The following is a 21,937-nucleotide window of genomic DNA, read 5'->3' as shown; positions in this document are numbered from 1 at the left end:
CAATTCCACATGGTGTAAGCATGGCATGATATTTGCGTTAGTAATAAATAACCACATTTCCTTATGTATATTGTGGCATTGGAAGAAGAAAAGAGGTGGTGATAATAATATAAATCGGAGCATGGGGTTAGTGAAAAATGGACGTGTACCAAAGTTCAGATTGGAAAATATTGGACTGTGGTAATAAGTGGAATCTATGATATTATTATGTTAGGAACTAGAAAAGGAGGAACTATTAATGAAGAAATCGTTTTTGATAATCATGCTTGCCTTTTGTTTGATTTTCGTGATGACTGCTTGTGGCAAGGATGGCGGTGAGGGAAGCTCTGATTCGGATTTGCCTAGCTATACAATACGTATTGCGGACGTATGTGCTCCTGGCAGCGCATATGATTATGGCACTGCACAATTTAAAGAAACAGTTGAAAAGGCGACGGACGGAAGAGTTAAAGTGAACTGCTACCATGGCGACATGACGACTGATGAAATTGAAGGAATTGAAATGGTGCAGACGGGGAATTTGGAGATGATGTGGACATCCCTGGGAAGTTTGAATGGTTTTACTCCGATTACAGATATCATGCAGCTGCCATTCCTCTTTGACGACCCAGAACATTTGGAAAAGTGCTTGGATAGCGAATTTGGTGAGAAGATTCTTTCTGAAATTTCTGCAGTGGACAATTTGGAAGCGATTGCTTTCCATGAAGATGGATGGAGATATGTCTTTACAACAGACAGGAAAGTAAGCAAACTGGCCGATATGAAAGGGTTGAAAATGAGAAGCATGATGAGCGAAATGCTTGTCGATATGTATAAAGACTTAGGCGCAGTACCTGTATCAATCAGTTACAGTGAATTGTACACAAGTCTTCAAACAGGCATGGTAGAGGCACAGGATAACGGTTTTGTCCCTACTGAATCAGACGGATTTACCGAAGTATTGAAAAACGTATGCGTGTCAAATCATTTTTACGCTGGTGGTGTCGTCGTCGTTGCAGATGACTGGCTCAAAGGCTTGCCTGAAGAAGATCAGAAACTGATTAAAGACGCTGCGAAAGAAGCAGGAAAAGTGCAGAGGGCTTACCTGCTTGAAGAAAATCAGAAGCTGATTGACAAATACAGCAAAGAAGACGGATGGACGGTGACTCAGATCGAAGACAAGGATGCATGGGTAAAAGCCGTACAGCCTGTATATAAAAAATATCTGAAAGCAAATCCGGAGTGGCAGGAACTGCTTGATATCGTGGATGGCTTTAGAAAATAACAGATACCAAATAACTGAAATCTGTCGCCGCCAGGCGCTTTGCTTGACGGCGACAGTGAATAACAGAGTTTAGGAGGATGACTATGAAGGCACTGATAGAAAGACTTGTCCTTGTAGGCGCTTGGATAGATAAAGGCTGCCAACTAATATTAGGAATTCAGGCTGTAATGCTACTTGCGTTAGTAACCGTGCAGATTTTCCTAAGACAGATCGATGTATCAATAAGCTGGGCTACGGAATTGAGCTGCTTGCTTTTCATTTGGATGACATTATTAGGGTCTGCAATTTCGAGCAGGTATTTGCTGCATATCGGCGTGGACGTATTAAAGGACCGTTTGAAAGGAAAGGTTAAAAAAACCGTTTTATTTATTTCTCATTTCATTTTACTGATTGGATTAATTATTTTTATATTTTCAAGTTTTGAATACACGTTATCAAATGTTAATCATATGGCTACCACTATGCCGGCAATATCCCTATCCTGGTTCTATTGTTCCTTGCCTATTTGTGGCGCAATCATGTTCTACTATACGGTCATTCAGCTGCTTGAACTTGCAGTTTTAGGAGATATGGTGAAACTGGAACTATCTCCTGACACAGAGCTAATCGGAGAGGAGGTTGTTCTATGACGACGTGGATTTTGTTCGTGATATTTTTCTTATTGTTAGCTTTAGGCATTCCTATCGCTTTCGTACTGGTCATTTCTACAGTGGGCTATGCTTTCATCATTGGAGATATATCCTGGGCGCTTATTTCACAAAGAATGATATATGGAATCAATATTTTTGTAATGATTTCGTTGCCTTTCTTCATTCTTGCAGGAAATATCATGGCAAGCGGAGGAATTACAAAGAGACTGGTCGCCTGCGCGCAGTCTTTCGTGGGACATGTTAGAGGCGGGCTTGCCATGGTAGATGTGCTTGCCTGTATGCTCTTTGGAACAGTGTCCGGCTCTGCCATTGCCGGAACGTCGGCGGTAGGCTCCCTGCTGATTCCTGCGATGAAAAAAGAAGGCTATCCGTCGGGTTTCTGTGCAGGTTTGACCTCGGTGGCCTCCACTTGCTGTCCGGTTATCCCGCCGTCATTAGCCTTTGTAATTTACGCCTCTTGTGCGAAGGTATCTGTAAGCGATATGTTTGTGGCAGGCGTCATGCCGGGTATTCTAATGGGCTGTCTTTTAATGATGGTAATCTATATTTATTCGCGTAAAGACAATTTCCCAAGAATGAAAAAGACAACGTGGAAGCAGCGCGGCAAAGCGACACTTGAGGCACTGCCTTGTCTGGGAATACCAGTAATGATTATCGGAGGGATTGTCTCAGGTATCGTTACACCAACAGAGGCAGCAGCACTTGCCGTCGTCTATGCGCTGGTACTCTCAATGATTTATAAGACGATTACATGGAAGAGCCTGTGGAAATGTGTTGTACAGAGTGCCGTTGACAGTGGAGCGATTATGCTCATCGTAGGAGGATGCTATCTGTTTGGATGGGTCATTTCCAACGAACGGATTACAGTAATTTTGACAGAAGCCCTTGTCGGCATGGATTGCTCCTTAGTTTTGAAGCTGTTGATTATCAATGCAGCACTTCTGATTGTGGGTATGTTTATGGACAGCTCACCGGCGATTCTCCTGGTGGCGCCAATTTTGGCTCCTGCCATGCAGAGCCTTGGAATCGATCCAATTCAGACAGGCTTGATCATCTGTATCAATCTTGTTTTAGGATTGTCCACACCGCCTGTGGGCGTATGCCTCTATGCCGCGACCAATATTTCAAAGGTCAGCTTTGGCGAAACGGTTCGAGCGGCAATGCCGTTTTTATTGGCTACCTTAGGCGCACTGCTGCTGATTACATACGTGCCGGTTCTCTCACAACTTCCTTTCATGATATTGGGAAAATAAAGAGCGGCCATTATTAAACATTCATAGAAAAGGGCGACTCCAATCGTTATGAGGAGAGAGTCCTTTTTCTTTGAATTCCGTAAAGTTGGCTTAATAAAAAAGGCGGGTGAAAACATTATGAGTACGAAATTGGACTCTGTAATAGTTAAACTGGATCGCATCACGAGTAAAGGACGGCGCGATTCGTACATGAACTCAACGCAAGACATACTGGTAGGAAAAATCTTTGATTTTTTGATTGGCCGTTATGAGAATCGAGAGGAATTCGTGCTTTTTTGTTCGGAGAATGGTGGGGTTATCCGGTCATGTACACCGGGGGTAGAGTTGGCGGATGGGATAAAGCTGGCCGCAGAGGATCTGTCTATGCTGAAAGAAATGCTGGCTTGGTCTGATCGTGTTACGGGGTATCTGCTCTTTATAGGAACCTCTGCGGACGATGATACTGGATATCTGGATACTTTCAGCGATGACATGATTCGGCTGATGGAGATCTATGAAACAGAAAATGCTGAAAAAAATTTTTTGCTCAGGGCACTCGATTTCATGGATAACCCTCTGTGCATTTACGACCGAGACGCGATATTTCGCTATGGGAATACGGCGTACTGCAATGTGATGAACATCAGTGACCGAAAAACTGCCGTCGGGGTTCACGTCAACGACCTCATGAAAAACAGCGGCACATCGATTCATGCGCTGAAAAGTTCGTCCAATAAGTACAAGATGTTCGACGTGCTGGAGAATGGCAGGAAGGTTCTGGACTGGGAGGTGACAGTGGAATCCAGGTCAAATTCTGCGGACACTTTGTCCGTTTCTAATAATATGTATCCTATTCTTACGGATGATGACGAAATAGACGGCGTGCTGGAATTTTTGTACTTGAATAAACTGAATCTGAATAAGGTGAACAAAATTATCGGTCATGCGGCAGAGTACACCTTCGATTCTATTATTGGCGAGAGCGAGGGAATAAGGCAGAGCATCGACATCGCAAGTGAATTTGCAACAGCGGGAAGGAATAGTGTTCTGATCGTGGGAGAGAGCGGCGTTGGCAAGGAATTGTTTGCACAGGCGATTCATAATTACAGTAACCGGAGCCAGGAAGCCTTCATCGCTCTCAACTGTGCGAACTTTCCGGAAAATCTTTTTGAAAGTGAATTATTCGGTTACGTGGGCGGAGCCTTTACGGGGGCGTCAAAGAACGGACAGCTGGGTAAGTTTGAGTTAGCAGATGGCGGGACGCTGTTTCTGGACGAAATCGGAGAGATGCCTTTCTATTTCCAGTCAAAATTGCTCCGTGTTCTTGAAACTGGAAAAATTACCAGAATCGGCGATACCAGAGAAATCGCCATAGATGTGCGTGTCATCGCGGCTACCAATCGGGATCTTGAGCGAATGGTCGAAGAGGGATTATTTCGAAAAGATCTCTACTATAGACTACAGGTTCTTAACCTGGTCATTCCGCCATTGCGAGAACGGGAAGACGACATCATTCCTCTGGCGAAAGTTTTTCTGAAACAAGTGGCGCAGTCCAACGGGAGACTGGCAAAGATGCTTGATTATAGTGCGAAAAAGACTTTGATTGAATATAACTGGCCTGGAAATGTGCGTGAACTCAGAAATGTGATACAGCGCGTTGCCCTGCTCTCCAAACGCAACGTGATCAACGACAAAGATATTGATGCCTCCATTTCATCAAAGCCATATAGCTTTAAGGCTGATGCAGCAGAAACGACAGAGGACAGGCTGGAAAAATGCCGCAGAGAAATTGAGAAGGCCAATGCCAATCTGCTGAAGGAGGCGCTGGAAATGACCAATGGAAATAAACAAGAGGCGGCAGTTTTGTTAGGAATGTCACGAGCCACCTTCTATCGGATGATGGAAAAATACCTGGTATTCCCTCCGATTAGCGAATGAACGGATCACAATTATTCTCTTTACTTTTCACGCGTAAGACACTATAATTCTTTTAGACAAGTAAATTGTCTTAGAACCATTGCCATTGTTGCGGGATAATGGCGAATACACCTAAAAATGTCGATGGGGCTTTACCAACCCTGTCGGCATTTTTGTTTATAAATCAGCTGCTGGCGATATAACAAAAAGCTATGCGTAGTATAATGATTATTCGCTTTATTTTCAGCGTGTGAAACGCTATAATTCTTTTAGATAAGTAAATTGTCTTAGAATCATTGCCATTGTTGCGGGATAATGGCAGAGTAAACCGAAAGAAGTTGCTGGCAGAGGCGTTACCTCCTTTGTCAGCAATTTCTGTAAGGAGAAATAATAACTGCAGGAGGAAAGAATAATGGGTAAAGAACTTATATTTCAGACATTGAGGCACGAAAGTGCAGAGGAACTTCCATGGGTGCCGTTTGCCGGTGTGCACGTGGGAAAGCTGAAGGGGTATACGGCGGAAGAGGTTCTGCGGGACGAAGATAAACTGGTCGAGTGCCTGATTGAAGCGAACAAAATATATACGCCGGACGGTCTTCCAGTCATCTTTGACCTGCAGGTTGAAGCTGAAATTCTCGGCTGTGACCTGATGTGGGCAGAAAACAATCCGCCGTCTGTTAACAGTCATCCGATTGCAAACGAAAAATCCATTCCCTGCAGCTGCAAGATACCGACTCCTGAATCGGGAAGGCTGCCGATGATTCTTTCGGCGATGAGGCGCGTAAAGAAAGCGATTGGTGAAGATACGGCATTATATGGACTGATCTGCGGGCCGTTCACCCTGGCTTCTCACCTTCGAGGAACAGACATCTTTATGGACATGGTATCTGACCAGGCATATGTAAAGGAGTTGGTCAGCTATTGTGCACAGGTGTCTATCGCCATGTCACAGATGTACATAGATGCCGGCATGGATGTCATCGCAGTGGTTGACCCCCTGGTATCACAAGTTTCTCCTAAGCACATCGAGAAGATGCTTTCAGAAGCATTCAAGGCAGTCTTTGATTACATTAGGGCAAAGGGTGCATTTTCATCCTTCTTCGTCTGCGGCAATGCAACAAAACAGATTGAAGTCATGTGCAAGATGGGACCAGACGGCGTATCTGTTGACGAAAATGTCAATCTTCCAGTGGCAAAGGAAGTGACAGATCAATATAACATCACGATTGGGGGAAATATTCCTCTGACTACGACCATGCTCCATGGGACTCAGGAAGACAACATGAAGGGCGTCATCGATCTGATCGACTCCCTGGACCATTTCAACCTGATTGTCAGCCCAGGCTGTGATATGCCTTATGACACGCCCATTGAAAACACTATTGCTTGCGCCCAGGCTGTGAAACACCCGGACAGCACCAGAAAGCTGATTGAAAACTATGAGGTCGTCATCGACGATTCCGATGTGGAGATTCCTGACTATGCAGGTCTGGATAAACCGATGATTGAATTGTTCCTCTTAGACCCTGAGCAGTGTGCGGCTTGTACATACATGCTGGCCTCTGTAGAGGATAACTGGGAGACGCTGAAAGATATCGCTTCAGAATACAGAGTATACAAATACTTTATCAAAGAGGACATCGCAAGGACGAGAAAGATGGGCATTGCAAATCTTCCCACGATGTGTATCAACGGGCAGCAGAAATTTATCTCTATTATCCCTTCCCGGGAAGAGTTGATTGAGGCTGTGAAGGAAGCGCAGAAGCAAATGCAGGCTGAAAATTGAGGAAGAAAAAAGGATGGAAAAGCAGTTTCTAACGATTGACCGAAATAAGTGTAATGACTTGGCAACGACTCTTTTTTTGGAAAGTGCAGGAATCAACCGAGAAGGGGAGAAGTTTGAACGGATGAGAGAAGATGCCTTTCATATGCGGGAAAGGATAGAGTCGCGGATTATCCCTCGCGCAGTATATCTTTATTTCAATAGAGATGAAATAACCCTTCACCATGAAAAACTGTCGGCCGGCGGACAAGAATTTTGCTGTAAAGCCTTTGACCAATTGCAGACAGGAAGCATTGACGGCCTTTATCTCTATGCCTGTACAGCCGGTGACTATTCTCTTCCTGGAGAAGAGGTGTTGAATCAGGTTTACGCAGACATCTGGGGGACAGCTTTTGCTGATGCAGTTCGAATGCTGCTTAAAGAAGAGCTGCAAACAAAGTCGGACCTGAGCGACAGCTTTGGTCCCGGCTTCTATGGTATGAGTACAAGGGAGGTGACGAAGATTGATTCGTTGCTGGACTTTGCGTTGCTGGGCATAAAACTTAGAAACAACACGGTTATGCTACCACTGAAATCCTGTGCGGGCATGTATTTTGCGGTCAATGCTCATTACAAACCCCTTCATGGACGGTGTGAATTCTGTTATGGAGCACAGAGCAGCTGCAAATTATGTCATGTGCTTATTGCGAATGACGTCGAAATTCGTTAGGTGTAGTTCCGTTTTTCGCTTTGAACAATTTTGTAAAATAACTTGAGGAAGAAAATCCGGTACTGAGACAGACTTCTGTCACAGTCAAAGCGGAATTATTTAACAGCTCTTCGGCATGAGCAAGCCTGACGCTGTTCAGATAGGCAACAAAGGAGATGCCCAGCTCTCTCTTAAAGAGTGTAGACAGATAGGTACAGTTTACATGGATTGTTTCAGCTACGCTTTTCAGACTGATGTTATTGCAGTAATGGAGATTTATATATGTAATTACTTTTTTAATAATGGGAGATGAACCAGAGTACACTTTGTCAGCTGTTGATTTAGCCAATGCAGCTGTCAAAGTAGCTCCGGCTTCTGTTATTTCTGCTAAATTCTGCGCTTCGTTCATCTTTTTGAGCGAAAAGAAATTTTTATAGTTCTTCTGCCAGTCATCATCACTCTTCATGAGTTGGGTAAAGAATGCGATCAAGCGTAATTTTACCATGGATAGATTACCGCTTTCAAAGGTCATAAGCTCTTCCATATAAATTGAAAACTGCTTTTTGCAGATATCGATACTGCCTGATTTAATGATGTCGACTAATTTGTTCTCTGCGTGATAGGGGTAGTCAATATTCAGATGGGCTTTGTTCATCTGAATTAATTTATTGCCGATATCAGACTGCTCTTGATGGCGCTGATATTTTATTTCACTAGTATGATGTATTTCCAGGGACGCAGTAATAGCGCTTTGAAAAAGCGTCGATAAATAAGTGATTTCTTTCGGCGCATAAAGTTTCAATTCCCGTACCAGAGTCATTAAACGGGAGTAATCTATCGCTTCTGCCAGGCTGCTGCTAAGCAAAGTGCTGATAATTTTTTTCACGTCATTTCCCATGGCGATGGGGCCGGCTATGAGAAATCCGTACACCTTCGTATCCATCATCAAAGCATAACATAAATTGATCAGTCCGGCATTACACATGAATATATAGACGTCTGGCAGAGACAGTGAGATACGCATAGAGGACATGAGATTTCTCGTGCAGTCAAAGTTTTCATTACCGTACTGACTATTGGCGGCACATATCTTTTTATCTTGCAGAGTTGTCCATTGTTCTTTACCCACACTTGAAAAGTAAGTAACCGGCGTATTGGTAATCCGCGAAAAGGCCATAAGTGTATTTTCGAGCTGGACAATTTTCTTATTCATTATCTTGTCTTTAAAGATCATTAATTCGTATAAATGTTCCATGGTTCACCTAAATATAATATAATTGACTAGTAAAATATTTGGTTTTATAGTTTATAAATTGTGCTAATTATATACATGATAGAATAATTTGTCAATGAATAATGATAAAGTCGCAAATTATTTTGATATGCACACCTCCGTAAAATTGGTAAGATGATGGTATGATAAGACATGAATAAGGAGGTAGAGAGTATGAATTCTATAGAGAGAGTAACCATGACGCTGAACCATCAGGAAGCGGACCGGGTACCGGTCTATCCGCTGATTAACAGCATTGCGAGAAATTATCTCGGCATCAATTATGCAGAGTGGACAAAGGATCCTCACAAGTGCGCCCAGTCCATCATTAAAGCGACAGAGGAATGTGATGTGGATGTCATATGCACGCTGGTGGACTTGTCTATCGAGGCGGCGGACTGGGGAATGGAGATGGAGTATCCGGAGGATAAGGCTGCCGGACCTCTTGGAGACGGCATGATTAAAAGCACCGAGGAATATGAAAAGATTGGCGTTATTGACCCTTACAAGGGCGAGCGGATGTCAAAATATATCCAGCTGACAAAAGAGCTGGTAGAGGCAAAGGGAGATGAAAAGCCCATCGTCGCCTTTGTGTTCGGACCACTGGGCATTTTGAGCATGCTCCGAAGCTTATCAGGCATGCTGCTGGACACCTTTTCTGCCAAAGATCAGATTCATAAGGCTTTGGAAAATATCACAGAGACTTTAATGACCTTTATCGATGCGCTGATGGATACTGGCTGTCATGCAATCATGTTCGATACGCTGTACGCTTCCAAGACGATCATGAGTCCTAAGATGTGGTGTGAGCTGGAAGGGCCATATATTAAACGGCTTTCTGACCACGTTCACCAACGGGGCTGCATGGTGATGATTCATAACTGCGGCGAAGGCATTTATTTCAAAGAGCAGATTGAATACATGAAGCCGGAAGCGATTTCCACGTTATACGTACCGGCGGATTGTAAGACGATGGAAGAAATGAAAGAAAAATACGGACAACAGACTACCATTATCGGCATGGTAAATCCGGGCAATCTGATGATCTATTCAGAGGAGGATCTCCGGGCGGAATGCCATAAGGAGATTGATGCCCTTGCGAAAGACGGCGGGTTTATTCTGGCAACAGGCTGTGAATTTCCTGCCAATATGACCGATGAATATGCGAAAATCATGGTCGAAGAAGCAAAGACCTATGGCAAATATTAAAACAGGTTATCTATTATTTTCACTCTAAAGACTGCTGACAGACGAAGGAGATGATTTGGTATTATCTAATTGTAATTTTGCAATCCTAATCATCTCTTTCAGCGCAGTAGACGCTTTCTTTTGGGATTTGATACCGATTCCCATCACTCTGAAGACATCTTCTTCAAATTCTTTTTTCACCACGTTAGCAGGTAAATTCTTGCACTGCATTTCTGAAATAATATAGACTCCAAGATCGGCAGCGACCATGGAGACCGCCGCGGCATCGCTGTGGACGTAATATTTGACAAAGGGAGTAAATTTCTCTGTCTCTTTTACCGTATTGATCAGATCCTGTCCCTCCGGCGGAAGCATGATAAAATCGCAGCCGTTTAGATCACTGATAGAGATGGTCTCTTTTGCGACAAAGGGATGATTTTTGTTCACGATCAAACGGCAGGGATCGTTGAAAAGGGGAATGAACTCGATCCCTTTCACATCGAATTTACTCGTAAACCCGATATCGATGGTGCCGCCCGCCAGCTGTTCGATGACTTCAAATGACGGTATCTCATTCAGGGATATTTGTATGATGGGGTGTTCGTCTGAGTAGAATTTTATGATGCGCGGAACGTAATCCTGTATGATGGAGTTCAGCGCGCCGATGCGAATGTTGCCTGTCAGCAGACCATTCATAGCGTTGACTGCGTTGATCAGCTCGTCATCATACTTCACCACTTCCTTGCAGTAGGTATACACCTGCTTTCCGTTATCCGTCAGTTCTATGGAAGAACCGTTTCTGATAAAGAGAGAAATGTTCAGTTCATCTTCCAAGGATTCGATCATCTTGCTAATTCCTGGCTGTGAATACCCTAGAATCTTCGCTGCCCTTGTAAGACTGCCTTGCTCGACTACGTGAAGAAAGGCCCTGTATTTTATCAAACTCATAGCAAACTCCTCACTATATTTCTTTTAGTCCATTATAACAAAAAGTTATGCAAAATGCTATATGAAGTTGTATTTTCAGGTTTCTCGTTAGTTTTTATATCATCTGACAGCAGAATAACAAAAAGCTATGCTCAGTATAGCAATCAAGAGTTTTACTTTTATCTTGTCAGACAATATAATTAGGTTAGACAAAATAATCTGACAACTACGAGATCTAAAGTAATATGAAAGGTAATGAAAGGTGAAGAAATGGCGGAAAACAAATATAATGAATTAGCGGCACAGGCTATTATGGACGCAGACGGAGATGCGGTAGAAGAAATTCTCGACGATGCCAAAGCTGACGGAATTACAGCAGTTCAGCTGCTGCAGGAAGGTTTTGCCAAAGGCATGGAAGAACTGGGCGACGCTTTCGCAGAGGGGGAAGTATTCCTGCCTGAGCTGATTATGGCATCTGAAGTGATGAAGATCGTTACAGCCAGGGTTGAAGAAGAAGTTGCTGCAGGCGGCAAAGTTGCAGAAAAAAAAGGCACTGTGGTCATTGGAACCGTGAAAGAAGATGTTCACGATATCGGCAAGAGCATCTGCGTATCCATGTTAAAAGCAGCTGGCTTTGATGTTTATGACTTGGGCAAACAGGTGGAGCTTCAGGACTTTGTCGACAAAGCGATTGAAGTCGGAGCGGACATTATCGGCAGCAGTGCGCTTCTGACGACGACCATGGAACATCAGAGAACCATTGAAGAACTGGTCAAAGAAGCGGGGCTAAAGGGAAAAGTCAAGACTATGGTCGGCGGTGCGCCGGTGTCACAGTTGTGGGCGGATCAGATTGGCGCAGACGGATTCTCCACCGATGCGATGTCCTGCTGCAAGAAAGCGGAAGAGTTGATTGCGATATAGCAAATTCAAAATTTGATGGACATATACAAGGAGGGCGAATAATGGAATTTGAAAAAAATATGAAAGTTTTAACAGAAGATGAAGTTTACAGAATACATATGAACGTTATGGAAGTTCTTTGGCAGATCGGCATTATGGTCGAGGAGAAGCAATCCCTGCAGTTGCTGGAAAAGAATGGGGCAAAGGTGGATTATGAAAAGCAGAGAGCCTATCTGCCCGCGGACTTAGTGCAGCATTGTATGAGCGTCAAGGGTCATTCCTTCTCGTTTTACGACGCCTTTGGAAAGAAAGTCATTGATTACGGCGGAACCCGTACTTATTATTCTACCTGCGGATATACCACGACGTATGTGGACCAGGACGGAATTTCAAAAGAAGGCTCCTATGCGGCTTTGGAAAAAGCAGTCAGATACGTGGAAACTATCGATGAAATCGATATGATGCAGCCATCTATCCAGGCCTGCGACATTCCGTCGGAAAATCAGGATCTGTATATGACAAAGGCACTGCTGGTCAATACCCGCAAGCCGACCCATGCCATTGCCAACTCAGATAAGCATGCTGAAGGACTGATCATGATGCATGCGGAAATAGCAGGAGGTCTGGAGAATCTGATGAAGAAGCCGAGACATCTCTTCAACATCTGTACCTTCTCTCCACTGGGGATCAGAAAGGATGCCTGTGAGGTTATCAGAACGGCGGCAAAATACAATATCCCGTGTGAATTCAGCACCGGAACCATGGCGGGAGCTACCGCCCCGGTTACTCTGGCAGCCTCTATCGTGGAAGCCTTTGCAGAGGTCATCGGACATATCGTATTGGCACAGTGCTACAGGCCGGGCTTAAACTGTTCACTCTTATCCGCTAATAGAATTTTCGATATGAAATTTGCCGCCTGTACAGTGGCAACGCCGGAGTATGCGGTAATAAAGACTGCAGCCTGCCAGATGGCCCACTATTATAGAATTCCAATCGGATGCATCGGACCATGTTCCGACTCCAACGAACATGACGCGCAGTTCGGCTGGGAGAAATTCATGGGAGGGTTTGTCTGCAGACAGGCAGGTAGTAATATGGAATTTGGTATAGGATTGTATTCACAGCTGAACCAGTTTTCTTATACCTGTCTTGCTCTGGATGCAGAGCTAATCAGGAATCTGGAGAAAATTGGAAGAGGCATGGAAGTCAGCGACTTCACTTTGGCATTTGATGTGCTGGAGGAAGATGCGGGGAAAGGCGAATTCCTGTTCCATAATCATACACTGGACAATTACAAAGATGAATTTCTTGCTCCGGTTCTCACTGATAGAGCGCCATACCCGAATTATCAGAAGAGAAACGGTAAAAACACCCTTGTCGACCGAGCCAACAAACAGCTCGATAAATATGAAAAGGCTTATAATTATACGAAAGGCCGGGAACATGAGGCAGAACTGCAGAAAATCCTGGACGAGTATGCGGATTGATTTAGAAAGGAAAAATTATGAACATTAAGAAGGAAAGAGTAAAACTCAATAAACCTGTTTTCTGGGCACCGATGATCATCATGATCGGCATGGTAGTCATCAGCTTTGCCAACCAGGAACTGTTCTCCGCCATAACCCAGCGGGGTACCACATGGATTGCCAACAATACCATGTGGTTCGTATGTTTGAACATGATCATCCAGACGACGTTTACCGTACTTTTTATTTTCCTGCCCATCGGTAAGAAAAGACTGGGTGGTCCCAATGCCAAACCGACTCATAAGACTGTCACCTGGTTCGCAATGTGCCTGACATCCAGTATCGGCAGCGGCATTATCTTCTATGGTGTCGCACAGCCGATGACTTACTTCATGGACGTAGCTACTCAGTGGGGTATGGATTCGGGTTCTTCTGCCGCAGCAATCAAAGCCATGGCACAGAGCAGCTGGGAGTGGAGCGCGCAGTACTGGTTCTACACCTTGTACGCTATCGCCATCGGACTTGCCGCTTACAACTATGGGCAGCAGCTGCGGGTCAGTTCCTTCGTTTACCTGCTGGGCGGCAAGCCTGCGAGGACATGGGTCAGAAATCTCATCGACATCCTCAGCGTCATCGCTATCGTTGCCGGTGTTACCAGTTCTCTAGGCAGTGGCATCATGCAGATCGGATCCGGGTTCAACATGATCTTTGGTATTCCGGTCACTAAAATGCTGTGGCTGATTATCGCCGTCGGCATCGTCGCTTTCTTCGTCCTGACTTCTATTTCCGGCGTAGAAAGAGGTATATCCAAGCTGGCGGATCTGAACTTCTATATCTATATTGTCGTACTGGCTTTCGTATTCATCGTGGGTCCGGGCAAATATATCCTGAGTCTGTTTACAGAGAGCATGAGCTATCTCTTTGGCAACATCATAGAAACAGCAGGATATACCGGCGTGCTGGACAATGCAACCTGGACCAAAGATTGGCCATTCTGGCAGTTTGTAGGTGCCTCCGGCTTCGCACCGATCTTCGGCATCTTCTTTGCAAAGATATCTTACGGTCGGACGATTAAAGAGATTGCGCTGGGCATGGGCGTGATTCCGGCATTCTTCAACGTAATCTGGTTCTGCATTTTCGGCGGTTATGCCTTCCATCTGCAGACGAGTGGCAAATATAACGTATGGCAGGGCATTGTGGACAAGGGCGCTGAGGCTTCCATGTTCGACCTGTTAAGGACGCTGCCGCTGGGCGGTATTCTGGTTGTCGTATTCCTGATCATCGTAATCATTTCATTCGTTACTATGGCAAATTCTACCACAACATCTGTTGCGTTAGTATCCACGACCACCAAGCTGAATCCTGACGGCAGCGGAGAACCGCCGACAATGATTAAATTCGCCTGGGGCGCTCTGATGGGCGCTACCGCTTATACTTTCATCAGCTTTGCTGGTATCGCCGGAGCCAAGAGTGCGATTCAACTCTTCGACTTCCCGCTCCATGTCATGACCCTGATCGTTCTGGCGATTCTGATAAAACGATTGTTCAGCAAAAAAGAGCTGAAAGAAGTGTACGATGTTTCTGAGAAAGAAGAGACTTCCCAGGCAGAGGAGACTGCCTGAAATACGAGATGCAAAACCAATAAATGAAAAACTGAACTGAGAATATAAGGGGTTGTAGTAAAATGCTGCATCCCCTTATTTCATCGAGGGTCTTCTTGTAATTTGGAGATTCGAATCATCTCTTTAATCGTCGGGGAAACGTTTTTTGTATATTTGATACCGATACCCATGACTCTGAAAAGATCTTCCTCAAATTCTTTCTTAATTACATTGTCTGGAAGATTTCTGCACTGCATTTCGGAAATGATATAAACTCCTAGACCGGCAGAGACCATGGCAACAGCCGCTGCATCGCTGTGAACATAATACTTATTAATTGGAGTGAACTTCTGCCTGTTTCTGACGACTACCAGCAGATCATCCCCGCCGGGAGGCAGGGAAATAAAATCGCTGTTATCGAGGGCGCTGATAGGAATTTTGCTGCATGAAGCGAGGGGATGGTCTTTGTTGACGATTAAGCGGATCGGATCTTTAAACAGGGGAATAAAGTCCAGGCTTTTTTCGCTGAACTTGCTGGTAAAGCCGATATCAATCGTACCATTTTTTAAATCATCTATGATTTCGGCATAGGATAACTCATCCAAAAAAATTTGAATGATCGGATGGGCATTGGAATAGGTCTTAATTACATTAGGCGTATATTCGAGAATAATTGAATTTAGGGCGCCGATTCGTATGGTGCCGGTCAGCAGTCCGTTCATCGCATTTGCGGCGTTGATCAGCTCGTCTTCACGGCGGACAATATCTTTGCAGTAAATATAAATCTGTTTCCCGTTTTCTGTAAGTTCTAAGGCAGGCCCTTTTCTTACGAAGAGAGAGAGGTTTAATTCGTCTTCCAGCGAGTCCATCATCTTGCTGATACCGGGCTGAGAGTATTGCATAACTTCGGCTGCCCTGGTGAGACTGCCCAGTTCAACAGTGTGGACAAAGGCTCTGTATTTCGTCATGCTCATGGCTAACTCCTTATTATATCATTATTAAGTAGATTATAACAAAAAGCTATGAAAAATGATAGGTAAATATGATTGGCTACAGCGACTGCTATCCATCCATTTTATACGACAAGGTGTAAATATAACATAGGGCTATACTGATTATAGCCATTGTTTGCTTTATTTCTCTCTTGTCAGACAATATAATAACGTTAGACGAAATAATCTGACAAATGTGTATTCAATTAGCAGGAGAATACACTTCTGCAATTGTTTAAAAGGATGAAAGGTGAAGAAATGGCGGAAAACAAGTACAACGAATTAGCGGCACAGGCTATCATGGAAGCAGACAGAGAAGCTGTAGAACAAATTCTTGACGATGCAAAGGCGGACGGAATTTCGGCAGTGGAATTGTTAAAAGACGGTTTTAGCAAGGGAATGGAAGAGTTAGGGGATGCTTTTGCCGAAGGTGAGGTTTTCTTACCGGAACTGCTCATGGCCTCTCAGGCGATGAAGGTCGTTACAAACAGAGTGGAAGAAGAAGTCGCTGCAGGCGGGCAGGCGGACAGCCGAAAGGGAACGGTGGTCATTGGGACCGTGAAGGATGACGTCCACGACATTGGCAAAGCGATTTGCGCATCCATGTTGAAAGCATCGGGCTTTGATGTTTACGATCTGGGTAAACAGGTTGAACTTCAAAAGTTTATTGATAAAGCAATCGAAGTCAATGCCGATATTATCGGAAGCAGTGCACTTCTGACAACGACAATGGCACATCAGAAAACAATTGAAGATCTTTTGAAGGAGGCGGGATTAAAAGGAAAAGTCAAGACCATGGTCGGAGGAGCGCCCGTTTCAAAAGCCTGGGCAGACCAGATTGGTGCAGACGGCTTTTCCTCTGATGCGATGTCCTGCTGTAAAAAAGCAGAAAAACTAATTGCGAAGTAAATTATTGCTGTTTTATGGAGAGAATTCAAAGGTGAAAATATGAAAGAAACAAAAGAAAAAACCAGCGCCTTCAAATTGAATAACGCGATCTTCTGGCCAATCGTTGTGATTATGGTCGCAATCATCGCACTGAGTTTTATTAACCAAGATGGATTTTCTACGTTTGTATCCGGCGCATTGAACGCAGAAGTCATCAACTTTAAATGGTTTGTCGGACCAATCACGTTGTTTATGTTCATTACGATGGTTGCAATGATTTTCCATCCCATCGGCAAAGTGAAACTAGGCGGCGCTGATGCAAAACCGAAATTTAAGACCTTCTCTTATTGGGGGATGTGCATCTGTTCGACCATCGCTATCGGCATTGTCTTTTACGGAGTAGTGCAACCTCTTACCTATTTCATGGAGCCATGGGAATCCTGGGGCGTAGAAGCGGGTTCCGCGGCGGCTGCGGTCAAAGCCCTGGCGCAGAACAATCTGGAATGGGCATGGGGTCAGTACGCACAGTACGGAATCTTTGCCATGGCCTTAGGCGTTGCAATTTATAATTATAATCAGCCCTCAAGAGTCAGCTCCTTCCTATACTGCATCAATGGCAGACCGGCAAACAGTAAATTAAACACTGTCATCGATGTCGTCTGCTTATTCGGTATTGTTTCAGGTGTCACTTGTTCCTTGGGAACTGGTACGATGCAGATCAGCGCGGGACTGAAGTCGATCTTTGGTATTGAAGTGTCTAACGTTACCTGGCTCATAGTGGAAGTAGTCATTGTTTTAGGTTTTCTTCTCATGAGTATCGGCGGCATTGCAAAAGGAATTAAGATTATTACTGACCAAAACTTGAGGCTGTATATCATCGTGCTGATCTTTGTCGCAATTGTCGGACCTACTTTGTACATATTTGACATGTTTACTGAAAGTACCTCGTCCACATTTGGTTGTTTTATTGAAAGTATCTGCTACACTGGCGGCATCGACGGAAATGACGGACCAATATTCTGGATGATATGGCAGTATGTTAGTGTTGCGGCATTTGCCCCTATTGTGGGGCTGTTCCTGGCAAAGATTTCCTATGGTCGTTCGCTCAAAGAAATTGCCATTGGAACGATGGTGATTCCGGCTCTGTTCACCTGTGCTTGGTTTGTGATATTTGGATCTCTGGCATTTGACATGCAGACCAGCGGCAGATTTGATATCTGGGGCGCCATGAGTGAACTGGGAATGGAAGCGACCATGTTCGAGCTGTTCAAGCAGCTGCCGGGAGGCATCCTTTGGTGTGTCGTATTTCTAGTGGTTATCTACCTCTCATTCGTCACATTGGCCAGCAGTTCCACGACGACAGCAGCCATGGTAAGCACCGTGCAGCTGCGAGCCGTTTCAGACGATGAAGAACCGCCCCTATGGATGAAATCTACCTGGGCATTGGTTATGGCCGTGTCCGCATATGTGTTCATTTCATTTGCAGGGATAACGGGCGCCAAATCCATGGCTTTGATCGGCGGCATGCCGTCAATGCTGCTGGGAGCGGCATGTGCATGCTGTGTATGGCGAATCGGCAGGCTAAAGGAAAATTACAGTGAAGCAGCAGTATTGGAAGAGAAGGAGGAGAAATAAAATGGAATTAGCGAAAAATTTGACGGTTTTATCTGAGGATGAAGTCTATAAAATTCATATGAACGTGATGGAAGTCCTTTGGCAGGTAGGCATCCTGGTGGAGGAAGAGCAGTCGTTAAAGCTGTTAGAGAAGAATGGAGCGAAGGTGGATTACAATCTGCAGAGGGCCTATATACCTGCGGAACTGGTACAGCAGGCATTGCAGACGAAAAGTCATTCGTACGCTTTTTATGATGTATTCGGCAAGAAAGCCTTCCAGTTTGGCGGCAAGGAATCTACCTATGCAACGGCCGGTTATGCAACCACATACATCGATAAAGACGGCGTAGAACATGCGGGAACCTATGAAGCGGCACTCAGGCATGCGAAACTGATGGAAGTGATGAACGAAGTCGGCGTGCAGCAGCCGGCAATCCAGCCCTGTGATATGCCAGCGGAGCTGCAGGATCTGTATATGTACAAAGCTTCTCTGGTCGGCACAAAAAAACCGATTCACAGTGTTGCGAACTCTGAGAAGAGTGCGGAAGCGATCATCAATATGAATGCGGAAATGGTCGGAGGGCTGGACAACCTGATGAAGAAGCCAAGACTGATGTTTAACCTCTGCACCTTTTCTCCTCTTGGAATTAGAAGAGATGGCTGCGAAGTGATCCGAATGGCTTCAAAATACGACATACCATGCATCTTCAGTACTGGCACCATGGCAGGTGCTACAGCGCCAGTCACCTTGGCGGGTTCCCTGATACAATCTTTTGCAGAGGTCATCGGACACGTCGTGCTGGCGCAGTGTTATCGGCCCGGTATGCGGGTCGGCCTGCTCCACGCCTCGAGAATCTTCGACATGAAATTTGCAGCGTGTACTGTGGCTACGCCTGAATACCCGATCATCAAAATGGGGGCAATGCAGATGGCGCGGTTCTATAACATCCCTACCGTCGGTATTGGCATTTCAGCGGATTCCAATGAGTGCGACGCACAGTATGGCTGGGAGACCTTTATGAATGGATTCATTGCAAGACAGTCCGGTATGAACGTCATAAACGGCCTGGGTACTTTCTCGCAGCTGAACGGTTACTCCTTTGAGCGGACCGTTATCGATGGAGAAATCGTCAGAGTCATTGAAAGAATCTGTCGCGGAATGGAAGTGAACGACTTCTCTATGGCCTTCGATGTGATTGAAGAAGAAGGAGTGAAAGCGGAATTCCTATATAACCCGCATACTACGGGCAATTTCAGGAGCGAGTTTATGATTCCAATTCTGACCGACCGTGCGCCTTATGCCAATTATGTAAAGCGAGAGGGAAAAAATACCCTCCTCGAAAGGGCGGCAAAACAGCTGGATAAGTATGAGCAATCTTATAATTATACATATGGCCTGGAAAAGGAGGAGGCGCTGCAGAAGATCATCGACGAGTACGCAAAAACGTTTTAGAACATGATATATTAAATCTTAAGGTCCGGCTCTGCAGCCGGGCCTTAAGCCGCGTGAGCAAAGAGAAAGGATAGCAGTATATGTGTAAGAGCAAAATAAAAAAACCTGGAATCATAGGAATTGATGCAGGCGGTACCTATACAGATTTAGTCTTTCTAAATGGAAAAGATAATACTGTTGAAACAAAAGCAAAGACGCCGACGATTCACGACGATTTAGTAACGAGCATAGAAACGGGACTGGATTTGATCTTGGAAAAGGTCCAGATTTCAGCCATAAGTTCCTTTAATCTGGCGACGACCCTGGCGACGAATGCCATTGTTGAAAACAGACTGCGGCCGACGGCATTAATATTAATTGGTTACAACGAAAAGCTTGTCAAAAATGCAGTGGCAGAGAATACCTTTAACACTGATTATGTATTTACAGTAGAGGGCGGGCATAATCAACGTGGCGATGAGAGGAGACCTCTTGATGAAGCAGAACTGAGGGAGAAGATTGAGGAGATTCCCAATCATATTGAGGCAATTGCAATCTCCGGCTACTTTTGCGTGAGGAATGCGGCCCATGAAAACAGGGCAGTTGATATCATACAGGAGATGAGGCCGGACCTGTATATCAGTTGCGGACATGAACTGGCGACAGATTTGGATGCAGTAAAGCGCGGAACAACTACGGTATTGAATGCGGGCCTGATACCCATCGTTATGGAACTGCTGGATGCAGTGGAAAGAGTCTGCCAGGCAAGAGGAATCAAGGTGCCGATTACTATTGTCAGAGGAGATGGAACCATCGTCGGGGCTTCGTGGGCTAAAATGCACCCGGTGGAAATGGTCTTATCAGGTCCCGCCGGCAGCGCCTGCGGCGCACGGTTTTTGGCTTCTGCTGCCGGAGACAGAAGAGGAACCTGGGTGGTCGATATCGGCGGAACGACGACGGATATCATCCGTCTGGACGCAAGCGGAAAGCCGGCACTGATGGAAGAAGGCGCCATAGTCGCAGGTCATAAAACTCTGGTTAAAGCCATTGACATCTATACCTTTGGGCTGGGCGGAGATACGAGGATTCTGTATCATCAGGACCACTCTCTAGGGCTGAGTAACCGCAGGGTCAGGCCCCTTTGCGTTTTGGCCGAGGAGTACCCGCAGATTACAGAAGAGCTAAAATCTTTACAGAAAGCACGATATAAAGGAGAACCTCTTTTTCTAATTGCTGCCGCCGGAGAAGCGGAGAGTGAATTCGAACAGAGAATCATGGGGCGGCTGAAAGAAGGGCCTCATTCGATCAACACTCTTTTAGCCGATGAAAGTGCCCTTTGGCTGAAATACGCACAGCTGGAAAGAATGGAGGAAAAAGGCCTTGTCCAGTTTGCTTCCTTTACGCCTACCGATGCCCTGCATGTTCTGGGATTGTTAGACCTATGGAACAAAGAAGCTTCTCAACGGGGAGCAAGACTCCTGACCGGCAGCGGCAGAGACACTGAGGAAGCTGTGGCTGTCTCGGTGAGAAGGTTAGTGGCAGACACCATCGCAAAAGCTTTGCTGAATAAAAGCTTTGCCGCCGGCGGATTCAATCTGATGCCAGGCGGAGAAGGACAGCGGTTAATTCAATGTGTGCTATTGGGAGAGAGCAGGATTTCAAAACAGGTGCAATTGCTGTTAGACAGTATGCTCGTTGGAGTCGGCGCACCGTCCTGGGCCTTCGTACCTCTCGTTGGAGAGCAGCTCAATGAATCTGCATTGCTGCCAGACGATGCAGATGTGGCAGGCGCTGTAGGCGCGGCTGTGGGTACCTTCTCTTTAGTTTATAGTGTTCGAATTATACCGTTAAGAGAGAAGGAGCGCTTTCGTGTTCATTATCCTTTGGGAATTGCTGACTTTGACAACTTAGACGAAGCTATCGACTTTGCAGCCGATTTTATGAAACCGTGGCTGGCTGACCGGGCTTTGAAGGCCGGGGCAAAATGTCCCAGGGTGGAGGTACGACGTTTTGACAAAATCGTGACAATAACAAGATCCAGTCTTGAACTGTATCTATACACCCAGCTTTCTTTTGATGTCATCGATGAGAGGGCGAAGAAGGAGAGGCCATCCTGACGGAT

17 protein-coding genes are annotated in these 21,937 nt (G+C 45.2%); 14 read left to right on the top strand and 3 right to left on the bottom strand.

All coding sequences use genetic code 11. The annotated features are described in order from the left end of the window. Positions 1-238 precede the first annotated feature (238 nt). The 6 genes from ACMQ5W_RS09990 (at position 239) to ACMQ5W_RS09965 (ending at position 7,555) form a co-directional block, all read left to right on the top strand. A complete protein-coding gene (locus ACMQ5W_RS09990; RefSeq protein WP_419025058.1) occupies positions 239-1,264 on the top strand; it encodes a TRAP transporter substrate-binding protein in 1,026 nt (341 codons plus the stop codon). A gap of 83 nt (positions 1,265-1,347) precedes the next feature. Next, positions 1,348-1,893: a TRAP transporter small permease gene (locus ACMQ5W_RS09985; RefSeq protein ID WP_419025057.1), complete on the top strand. Its 546-nt coding sequence runs from the start codon at positions 1,348-1,350 to the stop codon at positions 1,891-1,893. Next, positions 1,890-3,167 carry a TRAP transporter large permease gene (locus ACMQ5W_RS09980; RefSeq protein ID WP_419025056.1) on the top strand — a complete coding sequence of 426 codons (1,278 nt, stop codon included), beginning with the start codon at positions 1,890-1,892 and terminating at the stop codon, positions 3,165-3,167. The genes ACMQ5W_RS09985 and ACMQ5W_RS09980 overlap by 4 nt, the downstream gene beginning before the upstream one ends. A 117-nt stretch (positions 3,168-3,284) precedes the next feature. Continuing rightward, positions 3,285-5,084: a sigma-54 interaction domain-containing protein gene (locus tag ACMQ5W_RS09975; protein ID WP_419025055.1), complete on the top strand. Its 1,800-nt coding sequence runs from the start codon at positions 3,285-3,287 to the stop codon at positions 5,082-5,084. Between the two features lie 391 nt (positions 5,085-5,475). Further along, on the top strand, positions 5,476-6,849 hold the full coding sequence (locus ACMQ5W_RS09970; RefSeq protein WP_419025054.1) for a uroporphyrinogen decarboxylase family protein: 1,374 nt from the start codon (positions 5,476-5,478) through the stop codon (positions 6,847-6,849). Between the two features lie 13 nt (positions 6,850-6,862). Next, complete coding sequence (locus tag ACMQ5W_RS09965) at positions 6,863-7,555, top strand: hypothetical protein (RefSeq protein ID WP_419025053.1); 693 nt, start codon at positions 6,863-6,865, stop codon at positions 7,553-7,555. Here ACMQ5W_RS09965 and ACMQ5W_RS09960 read toward each other — a convergent pair. Beyond that, entirely contained in the window at positions 7,527-8,747 is a 1,221-nt protein-coding gene (locus ACMQ5W_RS09960) for a helix-turn-helix domain-containing protein (RefSeq protein WP_419025052.1), read from the bottom strand. The genes ACMQ5W_RS09965 and ACMQ5W_RS09960 overlap by 29 nt on opposite strands. A gap of 234 nt (positions 8,748-8,981) precedes the next feature. Here ACMQ5W_RS09960 and ACMQ5W_RS09955 point away from each other — a divergent pair, with 234 nt between their 5' ends. After that, the gene (locus tag ACMQ5W_RS09955; RefSeq protein ID WP_419025051.1) at positions 8,982-10,016 is read left to right on the top strand and encodes a uroporphyrinogen decarboxylase family protein; all 1,035 of its coding nucleotides are present in this window, start codon (positions 8,982-8,984) and stop codon (positions 10,014-10,016) included. A gap of 24 nt (positions 10,017-10,040) precedes the next feature. Here the strand turns inward: ACMQ5W_RS09955 and ACMQ5W_RS09950 are convergent, their stop codons facing one another. After that, the gene (locus ACMQ5W_RS09950; RefSeq protein ID WP_419025050.1) at positions 10,041-10,943 is read right to left on the bottom strand and encodes a LysR family transcriptional regulator; all 903 of its coding nucleotides are present in this window, start codon (positions 10,941-10,943) and stop codon (positions 10,041-10,043) included. 234 nt (positions 10,944-11,177) lie between these two features. Here ACMQ5W_RS09950 and ACMQ5W_RS09945 point away from each other — a divergent pair, with 234 nt between their 5' ends. The 3 genes from ACMQ5W_RS09945 to ACMQ5W_RS09935 are packed head-to-tail and all read left to right on the top strand — an operon-like array spanning position 11,178 to position 14,910. Beyond that, complete coding sequence (locus ACMQ5W_RS09945) at positions 11,178-11,843, top strand: cobalamin B12-binding domain-containing protein (RefSeq protein ID WP_419025049.1); 666 nt, start codon at positions 11,178-11,180, stop codon at positions 11,841-11,843. Between the two features lie 41 nt (positions 11,844-11,884). Further along, on the top strand, positions 11,885-13,309 hold the full coding sequence (locus tag ACMQ5W_RS09940; RefSeq protein WP_419025048.1) for a trimethylamine methyltransferase family protein: 1,425 nt from the start codon (positions 11,885-11,887) through the stop codon (positions 13,307-13,309). A gap of 17 nt (positions 13,310-13,326) precedes the next feature. Further along, positions 13,327-14,910 (top strand): BCCT family transporter, encoded by a 1,584-nt coding sequence (locus tag ACMQ5W_RS09935; RefSeq protein WP_419025047.1) that lies wholly within the window; start codon positions 13,327-13,329, stop codon positions 14,908-14,910. Positions 14,911-14,990: 80 nt separating this feature from the next. Here the strand turns inward: ACMQ5W_RS09935 and ACMQ5W_RS09930 are convergent, their stop codons facing one another. Further along, entirely contained in the window at positions 14,991-15,863 is an 873-nt protein-coding gene (locus ACMQ5W_RS09930; protein ID WP_419025046.1) for a LysR family transcriptional regulator, read from the bottom strand. Positions 15,864-16,112: 249 nt separating this feature from the next. Between ACMQ5W_RS09930 and ACMQ5W_RS09925 the strand changes: the two genes are divergently transcribed. The 4 genes from ACMQ5W_RS09925 to ACMQ5W_RS09910 all read left to right on the top strand — a co-directional run bounded on the left by ACMQ5W_RS09925 (position 16,113) and on the right by ACMQ5W_RS09910 (position 21,932). Continuing rightward, complete coding sequence (locus tag ACMQ5W_RS09925) at positions 16,113-16,790, top strand: cobalamin B12-binding domain-containing protein (RefSeq protein WP_419025045.1); 678 nt, start codon at positions 16,113-16,115, stop codon at positions 16,788-16,790. 39 nt (positions 16,791-16,829) lie between these two features. After that, positions 16,830-18,404, top strand: coding sequence for a BCCT family transporter (locus ACMQ5W_RS09920; RefSeq protein ID WP_419025044.1), 1,575 nt, complete (start codon positions 16,830-16,832; stop codon positions 18,402-18,404). 1 nt (position 18,405) lies between these two features. Next, complete coding sequence (locus ACMQ5W_RS09915; RefSeq protein WP_419025043.1) at positions 18,406-19,836, top strand: trimethylamine methyltransferase family protein; 1,431 nt, start codon at positions 18,406-18,408, stop codon at positions 19,834-19,836. A gap of 80 nt (positions 19,837-19,916) precedes the next feature. Then, on the top strand, positions 19,917-21,932 hold the full coding sequence (locus ACMQ5W_RS09910; RefSeq protein ID WP_419025042.1) for a hydantoinase/oxoprolinase N-terminal domain-containing protein: 2,016 nt from the start codon (positions 19,917-19,919) through the stop codon (positions 21,930-21,932). Positions 21,933-21,937 lie beyond the last annotated feature (5 nt).

The sequence above is a fragment of the Emergencia sp. genome, assembly GCF_048465375.1.
Lineage (GTDB): Bacteria > Bacillota > Clostridia > Peptostreptococcales > Anaerovoracaceae > Senimuribacter.
The sequence above is the reverse complement of the archived record's forward strand: the minus strand, read 5'-3'. Positions and strand labels throughout refer to the sequence as shown.